Here is a 15933-nt window from a genome sequence, read left to right on the forward strand (position 1 = left end):
ACGATGAGACTGGAAGATCGTGTGGTGCTGGTGACTGGTGCGGGCTCGGGGATCGGCCGCGAGATCGCGCGGACGCTCGCGGGAGAGGGCGCGCGCATCGCGGCGGTGGACCTTCGCCCGGAGACCGCCGAGGAGACGCTCGGCCTTCTCGCCGGGGACGGCCACTTCGCGTGCGCCGTCGACGTCGCGGATCCCGACTCGGTGCGAGAGATGGTGGGCCGTGTCGACGAGGCGCTCGGTCGGATCGACGTGCTCGTGAACAACGCGGGGGTGGATCACATTCCCGGGGACGGACGCGAGAAGCTTCTCGAGACCGGGCAGCAGACGATCCACATGAGCGACGAGGGCTTCACGAAGCTCATGGCGATCAACGTGAACGGCGTCTTCTTCTGTCTGCGCGAATCGATCAAGATCATGCAGCGCGAGGAACGCGGGGGCTCGATCATCAACATGTCGAGCATCGCGGGTCTCTCGCCGAACGGAAACGTGAGCTACGCCGCGTCGAAGGCCGCGGTCCTGGGCATCACCCGCTCGACGGCGCGCGAGCTCGGTCGGTTCGGGATCCGCGTGAACGCGATCTGTCCGGGGGTGATCGAGACGCCCATGACGGCGGGGGTGGCGGAGCCGATGCTCAAACCGCTGATCCGGGCGACACCCCTGGGACGGACCGGGCAACCGAGCGACATCGCGAATACCGCGCTCTTCCTGGCGAGCGACGAGAGCAGCTTCATCACCGGTCAGTGGATCTCGCCCAACGGCGGGCTCGTGATGCAGTAGGCCGTCCCGAGCCAGAGCCGCGGCGCCGCGTCAGGAGGCGCCGTCTGTCCCGCCCGGGATCCATCTCCCGTCGCGCAGGAAGGAGGCCGGGGGGCGTCCGACGCGAGCGACATAGGTCGCGAGGGACCGGAAGAACGCCGCCTGCGCATCGACGAGCTCCTGGGAGGCCGTCGCCGCCTGGATCTCGCGAATGTTCACGTCGATCAGGTTCGACAGGCCGAGCGCGAAGCGTCGGCTCTCCGCGTCGCGAAGCTGCTGCGCGAGCCGGACGTTCTCGCGTGCCTGCTCGGTCTGGTCGAGGGCGGCACGGAGCCCGGCGAGAGCACGGTAGACCTCGGCGAGGATGCGATCGCGAGCGAGGCGCGCCTCGGCCTCGAGTCGGGACACGCGGGCCTGCGCGGCGGTCGCGCGACCGCGCGCGTCTCGCATCTGCAGCGGGAGCGAGAGGCGGAGCTTCGCCATGATCTCGGTGCTGTCGCGAGAGTCCTGGGAGAGCGAGCCGATCTCGTCGATCCCGGCGCGGTTGCGTCCCATGTCCTGGGAGCCCTTGACCTCGAAATCGAGCTCGGGGAGGAGCTCGTTCCGGGCGAGCCCGAGCTCGGCCATCAGCTTCTCGCGCGCGAGGTCGAGCTGTCGGAGGCGTGGGTGGTCGGCGCCGGCGTGTTCGAGGTCGCTCCGGATGCGCGCGTCCGGCGGAAGGAGCTCCGCGGGGAAGAGGGGCGGCAGCGCGCTCCGGCCCGGCACGCTCGGGGAACCGAAGTCGTCGCGGCGGTAGAGCGAGAGCGTGATCGAGGCCTGTTCGAAGTCCTGGACCGCGCGGCGTAGACGCGCTCTTCGTTCGACGATCAGACGTCCGTTGTCGACGAGATCGATCTCCGGCTCCGCCCCCGCGCGCACGCGCCGCTCGATCTGGGATTGGCGCTCCTCGGCGACGGAGAGCAGCCTCTCCGCGATCCCGAGCCGGCGTCCGGCGGCGACCCAGTTCCAATACGCGAGCGAAGCGTCCCGGACCACGGAGATCCAACGCAGCTGCGCTTCCGGGGAGAGCGATCGGAGGTCGATCTCGGCCTTCGCGATCCGGGTCCGCTCCTTGTCGGTCCAACCTCCGCGAAGCAGCGGGATCTCGACGCCGACGCTGAACTCGCCGTCGTCGTCGGTGAGGGCACCCGCGTCGTACGACGCCGCATCCCCGTCTCCGATCCGATAGCCGCCCGAGAACGTCGTTCCCCAGAGTCGCGTGGGCGCTTCGAGATCGACGCCGAGCGTATCCCGCTCGTAGAAACCCTCCGGTCGGAGCTCGCCTTCCACGCCCAGTCGCACGTCGAATGCACCTCGCGAGGACTGGAGCTGCGCGGCGCGCAGGTCGAGCTCGGCCTGCAGGGCCTGTAGGGACGGAAAGTGGAGCGAGGCCGACTCGAGCACGGCCTCCAACAGAAGCGAGTCCTCTGCGGGCGGTGCGGCAGAGGTGACGACCATGCCGTCCGACCCGGTCGGTGATTCGGCGGCGAACGGCAAGGGTGACGTCGCGCCTTCCTCGGCGTGTGACAACCCCGTCGCGACGACCATCAGGGCCGCCGCCGACAGGAAGCCTCGGGCCGCGAGGGGCCGAGGGCGAATGCGGATCGTCATTTCGGGGCGCTCGTCCTTTCCGCTTGGGCGGCGGATCGCCCGGTGCCCACGGCCGGCTGGAAGGCCACCGTCGGCGGGAAGCCGTTCGCCTGTCGCCAGAGCTCGTATCCGATGCTCACCTGGTCGAGGAGCACGAAGCCCTTGGCGCGAACGCCCTGTCGGAGGAACTCCGCGGCGGGCCACGGCTGGTCGTTCTCGTCCGGGACGACCAGCAGGCGGAACCTTCCTGCCCCGTCGTCGCTCGGGTCGATCAGGGCGACCTTGCCGCCGAACGTCCCGACCGCGACGGAGGGCCACCCGGCGAACTGTACGGCAGGCCATCCCTCGAACTGCAGACGGACCGGTCGCCCCTCGTCGATCAGCGGGACGTGATTGCCGTCGACCCAGAGTTCGACCGCACGGCTCTCGGTATCCGGGATCAGCAGGACGAGCGGATCTCCCGACTTCACGAGCTCGGCTCCGGAGGCTGCGAAGACGCGGAAGACCGTGCCGGCGCGAGGGGCCGTGATCAGCTGCATGCTCTGCTGCGCGATCCGGGTCTCGAGGCTCGCGACCCGCTCGCGTAGCGCGTCGCTCGCGACGAGCGCGGATTCGCGTTCGGCCCGGGTCGACTCGATCTCCGCCGTCGCGCGCGTGTCGATCCGACCGAGGTCGGCGCGTTTCGCGCGTTCGTCGTTCCGGGCCGCTTCGAGGCTCTCCCCGGCCTGGCGAAGCATGGCCTCGGCCTCCTCGGACTCCCGCCGTGCGACTTCGAAGTCGAACTTGGAGACGAGACCGTCGGTGACGAGCTCGCTCTGTCGTTCGTAGTTCAGCCTGGCCTGCTCGGCCTTCGCGCGGGCGCCCGTCAACGCGGCCTCCGCTCGGCGAACCTGGGCCGTCGCGATCGAGACCTCGCTCTCCGCGGCCTCGATCGAGAGCTCGCGGGCGCGCTGAAGCGCTTCGATCTGCTTGCCGTAGACGCTGACGCGCTCTTCGGCAGAGGCGAGCTGGCCCGCGAGGGCACTCTGCTGGGTGGCGAGCCGCTCCATGATCGAGGGGTCGTTGTCGACGATCTCCATCAAACGGTCGCCCGCTTCGACGCGGGAGCCTTCGACGACCCAGGTCTTCCGGACGCGTCCGTCGACCGGTGCCGCGACCGTCTGGATCCGGTCGTTCGGCGCGAACGCAGCGACGCGTCCCGTCCCGGGGATGTTCTGCTGCCACGGGAGGATGATCAGCGCCAGGAAGATCGCGCCGAAGAGGCCGCCGAGGAAACGCGACAGGATGCGCAGGGCCGAGGGGCCGCGCACCAGCTCGATCGCGCTGAACGAGGGCTCGGAGGAATGATCGGGTCGGAATCCCGTGGCGTCGGTCTCCGCCATCAGCCTGCCTCCGTCGCGGGCAGCGCCGCGTTCTGTTCGGCGACCCGGATCCGCAGGCGCCGGTCGCCGAGGTCGACCGTGCGGTCGACACGTTCGAGGACGTCCTCCCGGCGCGAGACGACGATGACCGTGAATGGGCGCTCTTCCGAGAAGATCGCATCGAGGACGCGTTCTCGCTCGATGCCTTCGAGGTGCACGAGCTCTCCGTCGATCGCGAGCAGGCGCGGTCGGCCTGCGAGGGCACGCGCGATCATCAGACGGGCGATCTGGCTACGCGTGAGCGGCAGACCGTCCGTCGCGACGCGCGTGTCGAGGCCGTCGGGAAGCGCGCGGATCTCGTCGAGCAGGCCGACCGCGTCGAGCGCTCGGGTGACGTCCGCCTGCGTCGCCGACGACTCGAGGATGCGCACGTTGTCGAGGATCGTGCCCGCGAAGATCTCGGGGTCTCGGATGCAGACGATCTCTTCCCGGAGGCTCTCGAGTCGGAGCTCTCGGAGGTCCTCTCCATCGATCTCGATCTGACCGGTCGACGGCTCGCGGAGACCGCAGATGAGGTCGATGAGGATGCTCTTCCCGCTGGCCGGCGGACCGGTGAGCGCAATGCGTTCGCCCGGCCCGAGGTTCAGGCTGACGCCGCCGAGCACCGGCGTCCCGTCGAAGGCGTGGTCGACGCCGAAAGTCTGGAGGCGGGCCCCGCCGGATCGCGTTGGAAGCGTGCGGCCCCGCTCGCGCTCGGTCTTCAGGTCGAAGAGCGTGCCGACCTTGTCGACCGCCGCGAGCAGGTCGTAGAAGACCTCGAGCTGCTTGCCGAGTCGCGCGAAGGCGGCGACGACGGCGGCCACGATGATCTCGGAAGCGACCAGCTGGCCGAGGGTGAGCTCGCCGGACACGACCAGGAAGCCGCCGAGGGCGAGCACCAGGGTGTTCACCAGCACCTGCAGTCCGAGCGAACCGATGAGCTGGCGGAGGACGATCCGAAAGTGACGCGAGCGTCGTTCGACCCAGCTCGCCGCGAGCGCGTCGGAGCGGGCGGAGACGAAGGCGCGTCCGGAGTGGCTCCGAAAGGCCGCCGGATGGCGAACCAGCTCCTCGAACCAATCGGCGAGGGCGTACTTCGCGTAGGACTCGCGGATCGCAGTGTCGGTCCCACCGCGCCCGAGTCCGACGAGCACGAAGTACATCGCGCCCACCAGCAGCACGCTCAGCCCGAGCATGAGCGGGTGGTAGAAGGAGAGGATCAGGAGGCCGGTCACCGTCTGGAGGAGGACCGCGGACCCATCCAGCAGGAGCGAGGCGCTCGCCTTCTGGAGCGTGATCAGATCGAAGAAACGGTTCACCTGCTCCGGGCCGTGCCGGACGCCGAACGCGTCGATCGAGACCCGCGGCAGATGGCTCGAGAGATGGACGCATGCGCGGACGAAGATCCGCCGCTTCAGGAACTCCGCGACGTACGCCTGGAACGCCGACAGGGAGGCGCCGAAGGCGAGACCGACCAGGAGGAGGAAGGCCAGGACGACGACGGGCTGGACGAGGCCGCCGAACGCCACCGTATTGACGAGCTGCTGGACGGCGATCGGGACCGCGAGGGAGACGAGGCCGATGAAGACCGCGTAGAGCACGATCGAGAGGACGTCCTCCCGCTCGGGCCCCAGGATCTCGAGCAGCCGTTCGAACGCGCTCGGGTCTTCTTCGTCTCGTGAGCTCGCGGTCGGGAAGCCCGCACCCACGCGAAGCCAACGCTCGAGGTTCGCGTCCGCATCGTTTCCGAGGCGACTCGCCAACCCCTCCGCATCGATGCGCGTCGGAGGTACCGGCGGCACCACGAGATGCACGCGCCCGCGCGTACCGCGGGTGATGATGATCCAGCCCGTCTGGGGGGTCCAACGAACCAGCGGGGCGTCCCGTCGGACGACGGAGCAGACCTCGCGGGCGTTCAGCTCGACCGGTTCCGCCACCATGCCCGCCGAGCGGCAGACCCTGGACAGCGCCTCGTCCCAGGTCGAGAAGGGGCCGTCGGCCTCGACCGCATCGGGGTCGAGCTCGTGCTTCCGGCAGCGCGTCTGTTCTCGGAGCAGCGCGATCAGCGACAGCGGGACTTCCGGCCCGTTCGCAGAATGCGACGAACCGTCCGATTCGATCGGCGACGACATGGTGCCTGAACTCCCTCTGACGCTCAGAGCGCCAACTTAGCATTCGGCGGCACGGTCAAGACCGAGCACCGGACCTGGCGGACGACGGTCTCCGCCGTCGCGCCGAGCAGGTCCCCCGCGCGATCCGGTCGACTGAGCGTGCCCATGACGATGAGGTCCGTCGCGGACTGCCTGGCGATCATCGGCAGCACTTCGGTCGGGCTCCCCTCGAGCAGGTGGAGACGGTCGGCACCGATGGGCTCGCGGCGAGTACCGAGCAGTGCGTCGAGCTCCGCCGAGGTGGCCTCGAACGCGTCATTGCGCAGCCGCTTGCGGGCCTCGGCGGCGAGGTGGGCACCGGCGCGCTCGAAGTCCGGCGTCGACCAGGCGGTCGCGACGTCGATGGACGAGCACGTCCAGTCCGCGATTTCGTCGGACCAGTGCAGGACGCGCTCGGCGAGACGGCGGCGATGGGGCTCGTCGGTCGGGTCGACCGCCGCGAGGATCCGCTCGGGGAGCTCGGCGGATTCGCCGACCACCCAGACCGGGCAGGGGCAACGGCGGAAGAGATGGAGCGCGGTCGAACCGAAGAACACGCTCCCGGACCGCGAGAGGCCGCCGGCGGGCTTCACGACGAGGTCGATGCCCCGTTCCTTGACGCGCGACGTGACCGACTCCCACGGAACGCCCCACTCGACCTCGACGTCGACCGTCCGCGACGTCGAGCGCAGCGGCCCGATCGCCGACTCGAGGCTCTCGGCTTCCGCCCGGAGAAGGACGTCCCGCAGCGAGTCTCCGTCGTGGGTCTTCGCGTCCAGGGCCGCCGTGTTCTGGCCTTCCTCGAGGACGCGCAGAACGTCGACGTCCGCGCCGAACCGCTCGGCGATCGCCGTGCCCAGGGTGAGGGCGCGGCCCGAGCGATCTTCAGGGGGAGAGAGGATGAGCATTCTCTTCATCGCGAGACCTCCGTGGTGGACGCGAGGGCGTCGTGGGAACGACCCGGCGACGGGACTTCCTCGTCCCGATCGTCGTCGGCGCGAACTACCCGTTGTCGGGTCCCGGACGCGACCTGGGAGAGAAAACCAGGACCATAACGGTCCGAAATGGCAACGGCCGTGAACTGCGTGCGGATTGCGTGGGCGGTGCCGAGCCATCGGAAATCGCCCCGGGCGCAGAGCGAGTGGGACAGGACAGCCGGTGCCGCGAAGACCCCACGGCCCTCCAGAGCGAGGCTGCGCCGCACTTCGAGCGAGTCGGCGATGGCGACGACCCGCCTTCGCACGCCCTGGGTCTTCAGCCAGGCGTCGATGGCGGCGTCGTCCGACGTCCCGAGGAAGGGAGTGCCGTCCAGACACTTCGGGAAGTCCGCCGACAGCTCGGCGGCGTGTTGGGCATGGGCGAAGAAGCCCAGGCCGCAGTCGCCGAGGGACTCCGCCGCCATGGGGCCGTCCTCTCCGATCGGGGTCGCACGCGTCGTCAGCACGACGTCCACCTCGCCGCTCGCGAGGGATCGTTCCGCGTCCGCCGGATCGATCTCCGAGAGGACCACCCGGGCAGCGGGCTCGCGCGCGACCATCGCCTCGACCCAGTGCGCGGCGAGGCTCGCGGGCACCTGCGCGTCGACGCCGACGGCGGGTCCCCTCGCCGCGTGCTGCTCGACCGCGTCGAGCAGCTCGCAGCCGGTCGCGAAGATCCGCTCGGCGTAGTCGATCGCGATCTCGCCCACCTCGGTCGGGGTGAGCCCGCCGCGCACCCGATCGAAGAGGGGCATGCCGAGGGTCTTCTCGAACTCGCGAATCTGTGCGCTCAGGGTCGGCGGCGCGAGCGCCAGCGCTTCGGCCGCTCGCGTGAGACCTCCGGCCCGGGCGACGGCGTGGACCGCGGCCAGGTGTCGATAGTTGAGGCGACGACCCGCATCCGCGGGGATCTGGCTCGGCTCCGGGCTCATCGGCGTGAGGGTCGCAGTGCTCATACGGTCCCCTCCTCGCAGGCGGACCAGCTCGGTCGGCCGGGCTCGCGTCGCAGGAAGGTGTCGTTCTCCAGGTCCCAGGCGATGAGGTGGATCCACTCGTTGTCGACCAGGTTGCGCAGACCCTCGTCGCCCTCGATGCAGGCGTCGATCTTCGCCGGGTCCGCGGCGACGATTCCGGTCAGTCGCAGCGGCTCGTGGACGAAGTCCTCGCCGTCGTGCACCGATTGCAGAGGGAGGCCGACCCGCAGATCGCCGCCGTTGCCCTCGAGTACGCCGAGGTGCGAGACCACGTTGTGGAGGGTCTTGTCGCCGGCGCCGAAGCGCTCGGGGGCGACCGTCGAGCCGTAGTACTGGAGGTTGATCCAGCTCGCGACCACCATCGGCGCGGTCAGGATCGTGTTCAGCACCCGGGCATCGCCGTCGAGGCCCGCATCGTAGTCGTGGAGGAAGGTCCGCCCCTCGAGGTCGAGCGCTCGGGTTCGCGTCCGCGGCGCCGCGATGAAGGCCGCGTTCCGTGCCAGCGCCCACTCCGGTCGGGTCTCCGACCAGTCCCGGGCCCGCCGCCGGATCTCGGCGTCAGTGGAGCGCCAGCCGCTCTCGCCGCCCATCCCCCGCAGCCGTTCCTGGCGCGTGGCCGAACCGGCCTCGTCGAGCCAGTCCCCGATCCGCGCGAGGGTCTCCTCGGAGAGGTCGGCACTCGGTTCGAGCAGCTCGATCCGGTCGCTGGTGGTCTCGTGCAGCGCTGCGACGAAGACCGTGTCGCTCGGGATCGCGATGCCCCGCGCGAGCAGCTGCTCCCGCACCTGCGGGTCGTTCAGGACCTGGACCGCGACGCGCGCGTTCAGATCCCCCGCGTGTCCGCCGCAGGCGCCGCAGTCGAGGGCCGAGGCGAAGGGATTGTTCGGCGACTGGCCGCCGTGGCCACAGAGCACGACCACCGGCGCGAATCGGTCGACGAGTCCCATGCCGCGCAGGATGCCTTCCGCGAGGTCCGTGTTCTTGGGCGCGCTGTGGGTCGCCGGGTCGATTAGCTCGAGGTTCTCGACCGTTCGCTCGGTCACCGGCAGGAGCAGTCCGTCCGGGCGGGTCTGCGACCAGCCCATCGAATCGCCGAGCAGACGCAGGCCGAAGAACCACCCGACGGTCTCGACGAAGGGGAAGGACCCGACGGTCTGCTTGCGCAGGGCGTTGAACCAACCGCGGCGAGCGCCCCGATCGACCGACGCCGCGCGTTCCTCGCCGGAGAGTCGCTCCTCGGCGCGGACCGCCGGCGCGATCAGGGCCGGGCAGCGCGAGGTCGGACCGAATCCCTCCGGTGCGGCGTACTCGACCGCGACCCCGAAGAAGCCGGCGAATCCGATCGTCTCGATCGCGCCCGACTGCCGTTCCAGGTGGCGCCGCAGCACCTCGGAGCGTACGTCGATGCAGCAGGCGATCTGGACCTCCGGCCGGGAGATGCGATCGACCGAGCCGCCCTGCGAGAGCTTGGCGAAGAGTCGTCGCTGGTAGCCGTTCTCGAGCGCGCGTTGGAGCACGAGGGGGCGGTGCAGTCGGAGCGCCGTCGGCAGCTCGTCCAGGGTCCGCACCACGGTCGAAGCATCGAGCTCGATGGCGTTTGCCTCGGCGATCGCGCCGTCGAAGGCGGCCCGGATCGCGAGGAGCGCCATCAGGGCATCGTCGTCCCCGCCGCGCAGCCGGGCCTCCCGCCGTCGGTACTGAGCGTGCCCCGCCCAGCCCAGGATCGAGCCGAGCAGTCGGGTGAGGTAGTCGGTCCGCGCGTCCGCCGGGACGCCGAGTCGATCCATCACGGTCTCGATCACCGCGAGGGGCTCGCTCGGCAGGCCGTCGACGTACGCGCGGAGTCCGGGGAGGCCCCGGAGCTCCGGCGAGCGATCCAGTCGTGCGTGCGCCTGCCAGGCCTCGAAGACCGGCACGTCGCGCATCGGCTGCTTCCAGGTCGCCTGGCCGGCATCGAACCGGCCGGCGCACCAGCGCGAGATCTCGTCCACGACGATCGACTCGAGGCTCGGTCCGCCCTTCGCCTCGACCACGTCGAGAGCGGTCGGGAAGGTGGGGGGCTCGACCGGACCGTCTCCGGAGAGTCGGGAGGCGGCCTGGAGGTCGGCGTGATCGAAGCGACCCTCGCGATACGCACGTTGGTAGTAGTCGTCGTCCATGAAGGCCGGCGCATCGAAGACGCGTTCGGCGAAACCGAGGGCCTCCTCGAAGGGTCGATCGGTCAGGCCCAGGTACGGATTCACGGCGACGAAGTGGCGGAGCGGCCAGAGCGGCGGAACCGCCTCGCAGGCCGCTTCGGCGTGCTCGACCGTCGACGGCATCCGCGCGTCTCCGGTGCCACCGACGATGGACTCGGGGTCGTTCAGGTACGGTTCGGCAAAGGATTCCATGGGTCATTCTCCTCCGTGAAGGGTGGCGAGGCGCTGGGTTCGTCGGCGCTCGAAGAGCGCCTGGGTCAGGGCGCCCAGGTAGAAGCCGTTGCGGACGTGCACGTAGAGCCGGCGCAGCAGCGGGTGGTCGGCGTAGCGGGGCAGAGCGGCCTGGAGGACGAAGCCCGCCACGAAGAAGGCGGCGACGCCCCAGGCGGTCGCGGTCGCGATCGGCGACTGCGCGAGAGACTCGGTCGGAGCGCCGATGCGCGCGTCGAGGAAGTCCACGCCGGCGAAGTAGAGTCCCGCGACCACCGCACCGAGCAGAGCGCCTTCCGCGATCCGGCGAATCCGCGACCCGCCGACGTTCTGGGCGGAGGCGAGCATCTGGCCGATGCCGATCGCGAGCACCGAGACCAGCACCGGAGCACCGGCCTTGGCCGCGAGCTCGATGCCGAGGATCCAGCCCGTCGCGAAGACCAGGGCCACGCCGCCGAACACCGAGGCGAGCACCGTGGCGAGTCCGGCGGGAGCGACCGGGCGACCTTCGGCGTCGACCGGCGAAGGCTTCGGGCCGGCGTGGGAGCCGGAGGAGAGGAAGGCGTAGGCCTTGTAGAAGGAGTGGCCGACCAGGTGGAGCGCGGCGGCGCCGAACGCCCCGAGTCCGCACTGCATGAGCATGAAGCCCATCTGGGCGAGCGTCGAGTAGGCCAGCTTCCGCTTGATGTCGGTCTGGGCCAGCATCACGACCGCCGCGACCGACGCGCTGAGCGCGCCCACGAAGGCGAGCCCGGCGAGGACCACGGGCGCCTCCATCATCAGCGGACTCATGCGGATGAGCAGCACGCCGCCGGCGTTGACCACGCCCGCGTGGAGGAGCGCCGACACCGGGGTGGGCGTCTCCATGGAGTCCGGCAGCCAGGTGTGGAAGGGGAGCTGCGCGGACATCGCCATCGCGGCGAGGGCCAGCAGGATCGCCATCGGAATCGCGAATCCCGGGTTCGTCGCCGCCGCGGCGAAGACGGTTTCGAAGCTGGCAGAGCCGGTGACGAGGAGGGCGTAGATCGCGGCCAGCGCGAGGCTCGAGTCTCCGACGATCGCCGCGCGGCGCTGGGCGCGCGCGGCCTCGCGGGCGCCCGGCCGGTCGGCGCGGAGGAGGAGCAGGCGCCGGAGCAGGGCGCCGGTCGCGGCCCAGCCGACGACCAGCAGGATCAGGTTCTCGGACACGAGCATGGTCAAGACCGCGCTCACGAGTGCGCTCGCGAGGGCACAGAACGTCGGCAGGGTCGGGTCGCCGTCGAGGTAGCGGCGTCCGAAGCGCAGGACCGCGAGGGCGATCAGGGAGACCATGATCGCGAGCAGGCTGCTCATGAAGCCGAGCTCAGCCAGCGGCGCGACGGCCGGCAGCGAGGGCATGACCTGGGCTCCGATCAGCCCGACCAGCGGCACGATCACCGCGATCTGCGCCCAGCGTGCGCAGGCGCCAGGCGTGCAGCGCGCCAGGAGCGGAATCAGCGCGCCCGCGAGCAGGGGCGGGATGGGCAATAGGGCGTAGGCAAGTAGCGCGCGGTCCATTTCTTCGGGGCTCCTCGTGTCTCGCCACGATCCGCTCTGGGCGTCGCGGCAGGCGTTGCGAGATCAACTACACGAAATCTGTGACGCAAAGAATCTCCCTCAGTATCGGTGACGACGCAAGTGCCGTGTAGTTAAAAACGCAAAAAAATATTCGCGATTTAGTTGACGTGAAATAAATGTCGTATAAATTGCGGCCGAATCGAAGAGCAAGGAGGCCGCCATGATTCGACTCGAACGGACCGGTACGCGATCGGAAGCGGGCCCTCGTGGGCCCCAGCGAGGCGATTGGCCTCTTCTGCGCCTCGTGACCCCGGCCCCGGAGGCGTCCCTGGAGGCTCCGCCGGGAGCGGAAGAGGAGGGCGGCAGGCCGACGCCGCGCGTGTCTTCCGCCGGCTACGAAGATCCCCACGCCTTCGTCAGGACGTGGGACGACCCCCGAAACATCTATCTGGCCTGAACCAGGGAGGCTCGACCATGTCCATTGCACCCGTTCTATCGATCGTTCGTCACCGGGTCTTCGATTCCATCGAGGAACAGGCCCCCCGTCTCGCGGACGCGCCTCGGCGCCGCATCGTCGTCTGCTGCGAAGAGCAGAGCGGCCAGGGCTGGGCGCGTCGGCTCGCAGGCGCGATCTTCCTCGCCGGCAAGGGCACCGAGGTCGGCGACGCCGATCTCCAGGATGCCGTTCGGTACGCGATCGAGGCCCACGCGATCGAAGAGGTGGTCCTCACCGCGCACACCGAGTGCACCCATCGGGAGCGCGAAGCGCGCCCCGGTCGCATCGCCGCGGGAAGCCCCGGCATCCTCTGGCTTCACGATCGCATGTCGGAGCACGGAGAGGATCTCGACCGCGCGAAGGACGAGATCCGCCAGGGGATCGGTCAGCTTCGCTGGCTGCTCGGGAACCAGGTCCAGCTGACGGGCGCGGTCGAGCTGGGATCCTCGGGGCAGCTTCTCGGCTACCTCGAGGAGGAGGACGACTTCAAGCGGATCGCCTAGCGCGCCTTGTTCTCGACCATGTTGATCAGGTCGCCGATCTTGCAATGCGCCTCGATCGGATGGCGGAGCGCCACGTTCGTCTTGAACCGGTAGCGGTTTCGGAGCCCGACGCGGTCCCGTGTCACGAAGCCGCCTTCCTCGAGCTCGCTCAGGATTCGCTGGACCGATCGCTCGGTGATCCCGACGCGCTGCGCCACCTCGCGGAGCGTGATCTCGGGATCCTCGTGCAGGCAGAGCAGGACGTGGGTGTGGTTCGTGAGGAACGTCCAGGTCGGTTCCTTGGCCTGCTCGCTCCCGCGGGCGCTCTTCTTGCCGGCGCCCGACCGTGCCTTGTCCTTCGTGGTGCTGCGAGCGGCCATGTCACTCGTTTCCTCGACTCGTGGGTTCGGGCCGGATTCGGCCGGATCGGGGGGAATCCGAGGCAGACAAAGTACCACGACCGTGGACTTCGCGAAGCAGGATTCCTGAAGCAAAGAGCGCGAAACGTCGTCGCGACGTGCTTTCTGCCCGTTCCTGAGGGCTGGTTGCCACACTCGCCCGGGCTCGCGAGACTTCGCCCACCCGAAACGAGGGAGGCCGCCCGTGCAGAAGCTCTTCTATCTCCTCTTCGACGACGCCGACGCGGATGGGGATGCCCTGCGCGACGCCCTGGTCGAGAAGGCCGTTCCGGCGATGCGCGAGGGAGGCGCGGCGCAGATCACCGTCTTCGCGAGCGATGCCGAGGTCGCCGCCGGGACGCCGATCCGTCAGGTGGCCCCGCCGATCCGCGCGATGGTCTCGTTCTGGCTCGAGGACGCGGCCGATCGCGGCCCCTCCGAGGCGGCGCTCGCGGCGCACGTTCAAGGGATTGCCGGCTACCTCGTGGTCGAATCCAGGCCGATGGCCCACGACCTCGTGGTCGGGGAGCGGACGAAGGGGATGAAGCAGATCTCCTGTATCACGAAGCGCGCCGACCTCTCCCAGGACGAGTACATCCGGATCTGGCACGGCGATCACCGGAAGGTCGCGATCGAGACCCAGTCGACCTTCGGCTACGTGCGCAACGAGATCTTCCGCCCGCTGACGGATGGGGCGCCGGATCAGTGGGACGCCTTCGTCGAGGAGTCGTTCCCGATGGAGGCCCTGACGTCCCCGCTCGCCTTCTACGATTCGAAGACGCAGGAAGAGTACGAGGCGAATTTCAAGACGATGATGGACAGCTGTGCCCGCTTCCTCGATCACGGTCGGATCGAAGTCACCTTCGTGTCGGAGTACTACCAGGGGTAGTCCTCGGCCCGGGGACAGCCTGGGCCGAGGGGCCGCGCGGCGCTACTTCATCATCGCTTCGCCGCCGGCGCACCACCCGCCTCCGAGCGCCTCGAAGGGCTCGCAGTCGTAGAGCAGACGGCCGGCTTCGCCGTGCTGCATGTCGAGGATGCGGCGGGCATGGTCGGGGGCCATGCCTCGGGCGGTCTCGTCCTGGAGCTTCTCGGTCGGGATCGGGTAGTCGACCCAATCGAGCGGCGCGCGCCAGCCCGGCGGCGGGACGAGGGCGTGCCGCGTGCCGGAGAGGGGATGGACCATGCGCCAGGTGTGGATCTCCTCGGCCATGCGCTGGACGACGTCGGGGTGGGCCTCGGCGAGGTTGTTCCGCTCGTAGGGGTCCTCTCCGGTCCGGAAGAGGTAGTTCTTCACCTCCGCCGAGAGCAGACCCTGGTCGATGCGCTGGATCAGCTTCCACTCGTCGTCGAAGGCGGTGATGTTGAACGTGCCGCGGATCGGCGTCTCGGAGGCGAAGAAGAGCAGCTGCTCCCGCGGCATCGCCTTGCCGTCCTTGATCGCGGGCCAGAGGCTCCGCCCGTCGAGCTCGAACTCGTTCTGGCGTTCGACGCCGGCCGCTTCGGCGATCGTCGGGAACACGTCCATCGCGGACATGATCGAGGTCATCTTCGAACCGGCCTCGATCCCGGCGGGCCAGCGCATGACGGACACGACGCGGATCCCGCCCTCGAAGGTGTCGCCCTTGCCGCCGCGGAGCGGGACGTTGTCGGCGCCCCCCGTGGCATAGGCGGCGCCGCCGTTGTCGCTGAAGAAGAGCACGATCGTGTCGTCGGCGATGCCTTCCTCGTCGAGGGCGTCGAGGACCATGCCGATCGACTGGTCCATCGCGTCGACGACCGCCGCGTAGACGGGTCGCGCGGAGGGTTGGAGCGTGAGTCGCGCGATCCGGCGGGAGTCGTCGGTCTGCTGGCTGCGGGCCGGCTTCCGGTCGTCGTCCATGTCGGCGTACTTCTCGAGAAGATCTTCGGGGGCCTCGAGGGGCGTGTGCGGTGCGATGAAGGGGACGTACAGGAAGAAGGGCTTGTCCGCGTCCCTCTCCCGGACGTAGCGAGCGGCTTCGCGACCGAGGAGGAAGGTCTCGTAGCCGTCCTCGTCGATCGTCTCGCCGTTGCGCTGGAAGTCGATGCCCCCCTGGTTGTTGAAAGGCGGGAAATAGCCGACCTCCGTATGGAGGTGCCCGTAGAAATGCTCGAAGCCGCGGGCGCGGGGTGTGTAGGTCTCCTGGGCGTGGCCGAGGTGCCACTTGCCGACCATCGCGGTCTGATAGCCGGCGGCCTTGAAGGTCTCGGGCATGAAGTGCTCGCTCGGATGCACGCCGTTCGTCATCCAGGGCATGATCACGCCGTAGGCCACGCCGAGTCGCATGGGGTCGCGCCCGGTCATCAGGGCCGCGCGGGTCGGCGAACAGATCGGTGTCGAGTAGAACCGGTCGAGCTGGACGCCTTCCGCCGCGAGGCGATCGATCGACGGCGTCTCGATCACCTCCTCGCCGTGATAGCCGACGTCGGCCCAGCCGAGATCGTCGGCGAGGAAGATGATCACGTTCGGGGGCTTCCCGTCCGCCGCGAGTGCGGGGCTCGCGTATCCAAGGGCGAGCGCGAGGGCGGCGCAGAAGAACGGGGCGAGGTGACGGACGGGCGAGGGCATGGTGTTGCCTCCAGGGACGCTCCGGGCGGAGCGGGGCGCGAAGGCTAACGCAGATCCAGGGGCGTGGTTGACGCTCCGGGAGCCCCGTCCGAACATCGCGGGCGACCGACGCGAGCTCGTCACCGGTCGAGGAGGGG

12 protein-coding genes are annotated in these 15933 nt (G+C 69.5%); 3 read left to right on the forward strand and 9 right to left on the reverse strand.

The genetic code is table 11. The features are described from left to right. Positions 1-3 precede the first annotated feature (3 nt). Positions 4-777, forward strand: coding sequence for an SDR family oxidoreductase (locus tag NXI30_11885; GenBank protein ID MCR9094910.1), 774 nt, complete (start codon positions 4-6; stop codon positions 775-777). 30 nt (positions 778-807) lie between these two features. Here the strand turns inward: NXI30_11885 and NXI30_11890 are convergent, their stop codons facing one another. Genes NXI30_11890 through NXI30_11920 form a run of 7 tightly spaced genes read right to left on the reverse strand, consistent with a single transcriptional unit; the run spans position 808 to position 11830 of the window. Then, positions 808-2406: a TolC family protein gene (locus NXI30_11890; GenBank protein MCR9094911.1), complete on the reverse strand. Its 1599-nt coding sequence runs from the start codon at positions 2404-2406 to the stop codon at positions 808-810. After that, positions 2403-3767 (reverse strand): HlyD family secretion protein, encoded by a 1365-nt coding sequence (locus NXI30_11895; GenBank protein MCR9094912.1) that lies wholly within the window; start codon positions 3765-3767, stop codon positions 2403-2405. The genes NXI30_11890 and NXI30_11895 overlap by 4 nt, the downstream gene beginning before the upstream one ends. After that, positions 3767-5917 carry an ABC transporter ATP-binding protein/permease gene (locus tag NXI30_11900; protein ID MCR9094913.1) on the reverse strand — a complete coding sequence of 717 codons (2151 nt, stop codon included), beginning with the start codon at positions 5915-5917 and terminating at the stop codon, positions 3767-3769. The genes NXI30_11895 and NXI30_11900 overlap by 1 nt, the downstream gene beginning before the upstream one ends. Positions 5918-5940: 23 nt before the next feature. Beyond that, the gene (locus NXI30_11905; protein ID MCR9094914.1) at positions 5941-6852 is read right to left on the reverse strand and encodes a universal stress protein; all 912 of its coding nucleotides are present in this window, start codon (positions 6850-6852) and stop codon (positions 5941-5943) included. Beyond that, on the reverse strand, positions 6849-7868 hold the full coding sequence (locus NXI30_11910) for a LysR family transcriptional regulator (protein ID MCR9094915.1): 1020 nt from the start codon (positions 7866-7868) through the stop codon (positions 6849-6851). Before NXI30_11910 ends, NXI30_11905 begins: the two co-directional genes overlap by 4 nt. Next, a complete protein-coding gene (locus NXI30_11915) occupies positions 7865-10276 on the reverse strand; it encodes a DUF2309 domain-containing protein (protein ID MCR9094916.1) in 2412 nt (803 codons plus the stop codon). The genes NXI30_11910 and NXI30_11915 overlap by 4 nt, the downstream gene beginning before the upstream one ends. 3 nt (positions 10277-10279) lie before the next feature. Further along, a complete protein-coding gene (locus tag NXI30_11920; GenBank protein ID MCR9094917.1) occupies positions 10280-11830 on the reverse strand; it encodes a hypothetical protein in 1551 nt (516 codons plus the stop codon). A 474-nt stretch (positions 11831-12304) separates the two neighbouring features. On the opposite strand from NXI30_11920, the gene NXI30_11925 reads away from it, so the two are divergent. Beyond that, a complete protein-coding gene (locus NXI30_11925) occupies positions 12305-12829 on the forward strand; it encodes a hypothetical protein (GenBank protein ID MCR9094918.1) in 525 nt (174 codons plus the stop codon). Here the strand turns inward: NXI30_11925 and NXI30_11930 are convergent. Further along, on the reverse strand, positions 12826-13188 hold the full coding sequence (locus NXI30_11930) for a winged helix-turn-helix domain-containing protein (protein MCR9094919.1): 363 nt from the start codon (positions 13186-13188) through the stop codon (positions 12826-12828). The two genes, NXI30_11925 and NXI30_11930, sit on opposite strands and share 4 nt — an antisense overlap. Before the next feature lie 223 nt (positions 13189-13411). Between NXI30_11930 and NXI30_11935 the strand changes: the two genes are divergently transcribed. After that, positions 13412-14095, forward strand: a complete 684-nt coding sequence (locus NXI30_11935; protein ID MCR9094920.1) for an EthD domain-containing protein — start codon at positions 13412-13414, stop codon at positions 14093-14095. Positions 14096-14137: 42 nt separating this feature from the next. Here the strand turns inward: NXI30_11935 and NXI30_11940 are convergent, their stop codons facing one another. Beyond that, complete coding sequence (locus tag NXI30_11940; GenBank protein ID MCR9094921.1) at positions 14138-15796, reverse strand: sulfatase-like hydrolase/transferase; 1659 nt, start codon at positions 15794-15796, stop codon at positions 14138-14140. Positions 15797-15933 lie beyond the last annotated feature (137 nt).

This window comes from bacterium, from assembly GCA_024742285.1.
Lineage (GTDB): Bacteria > Myxococcota_A > UBA9160 > UBA9160 > UBA4427 > UBA4427.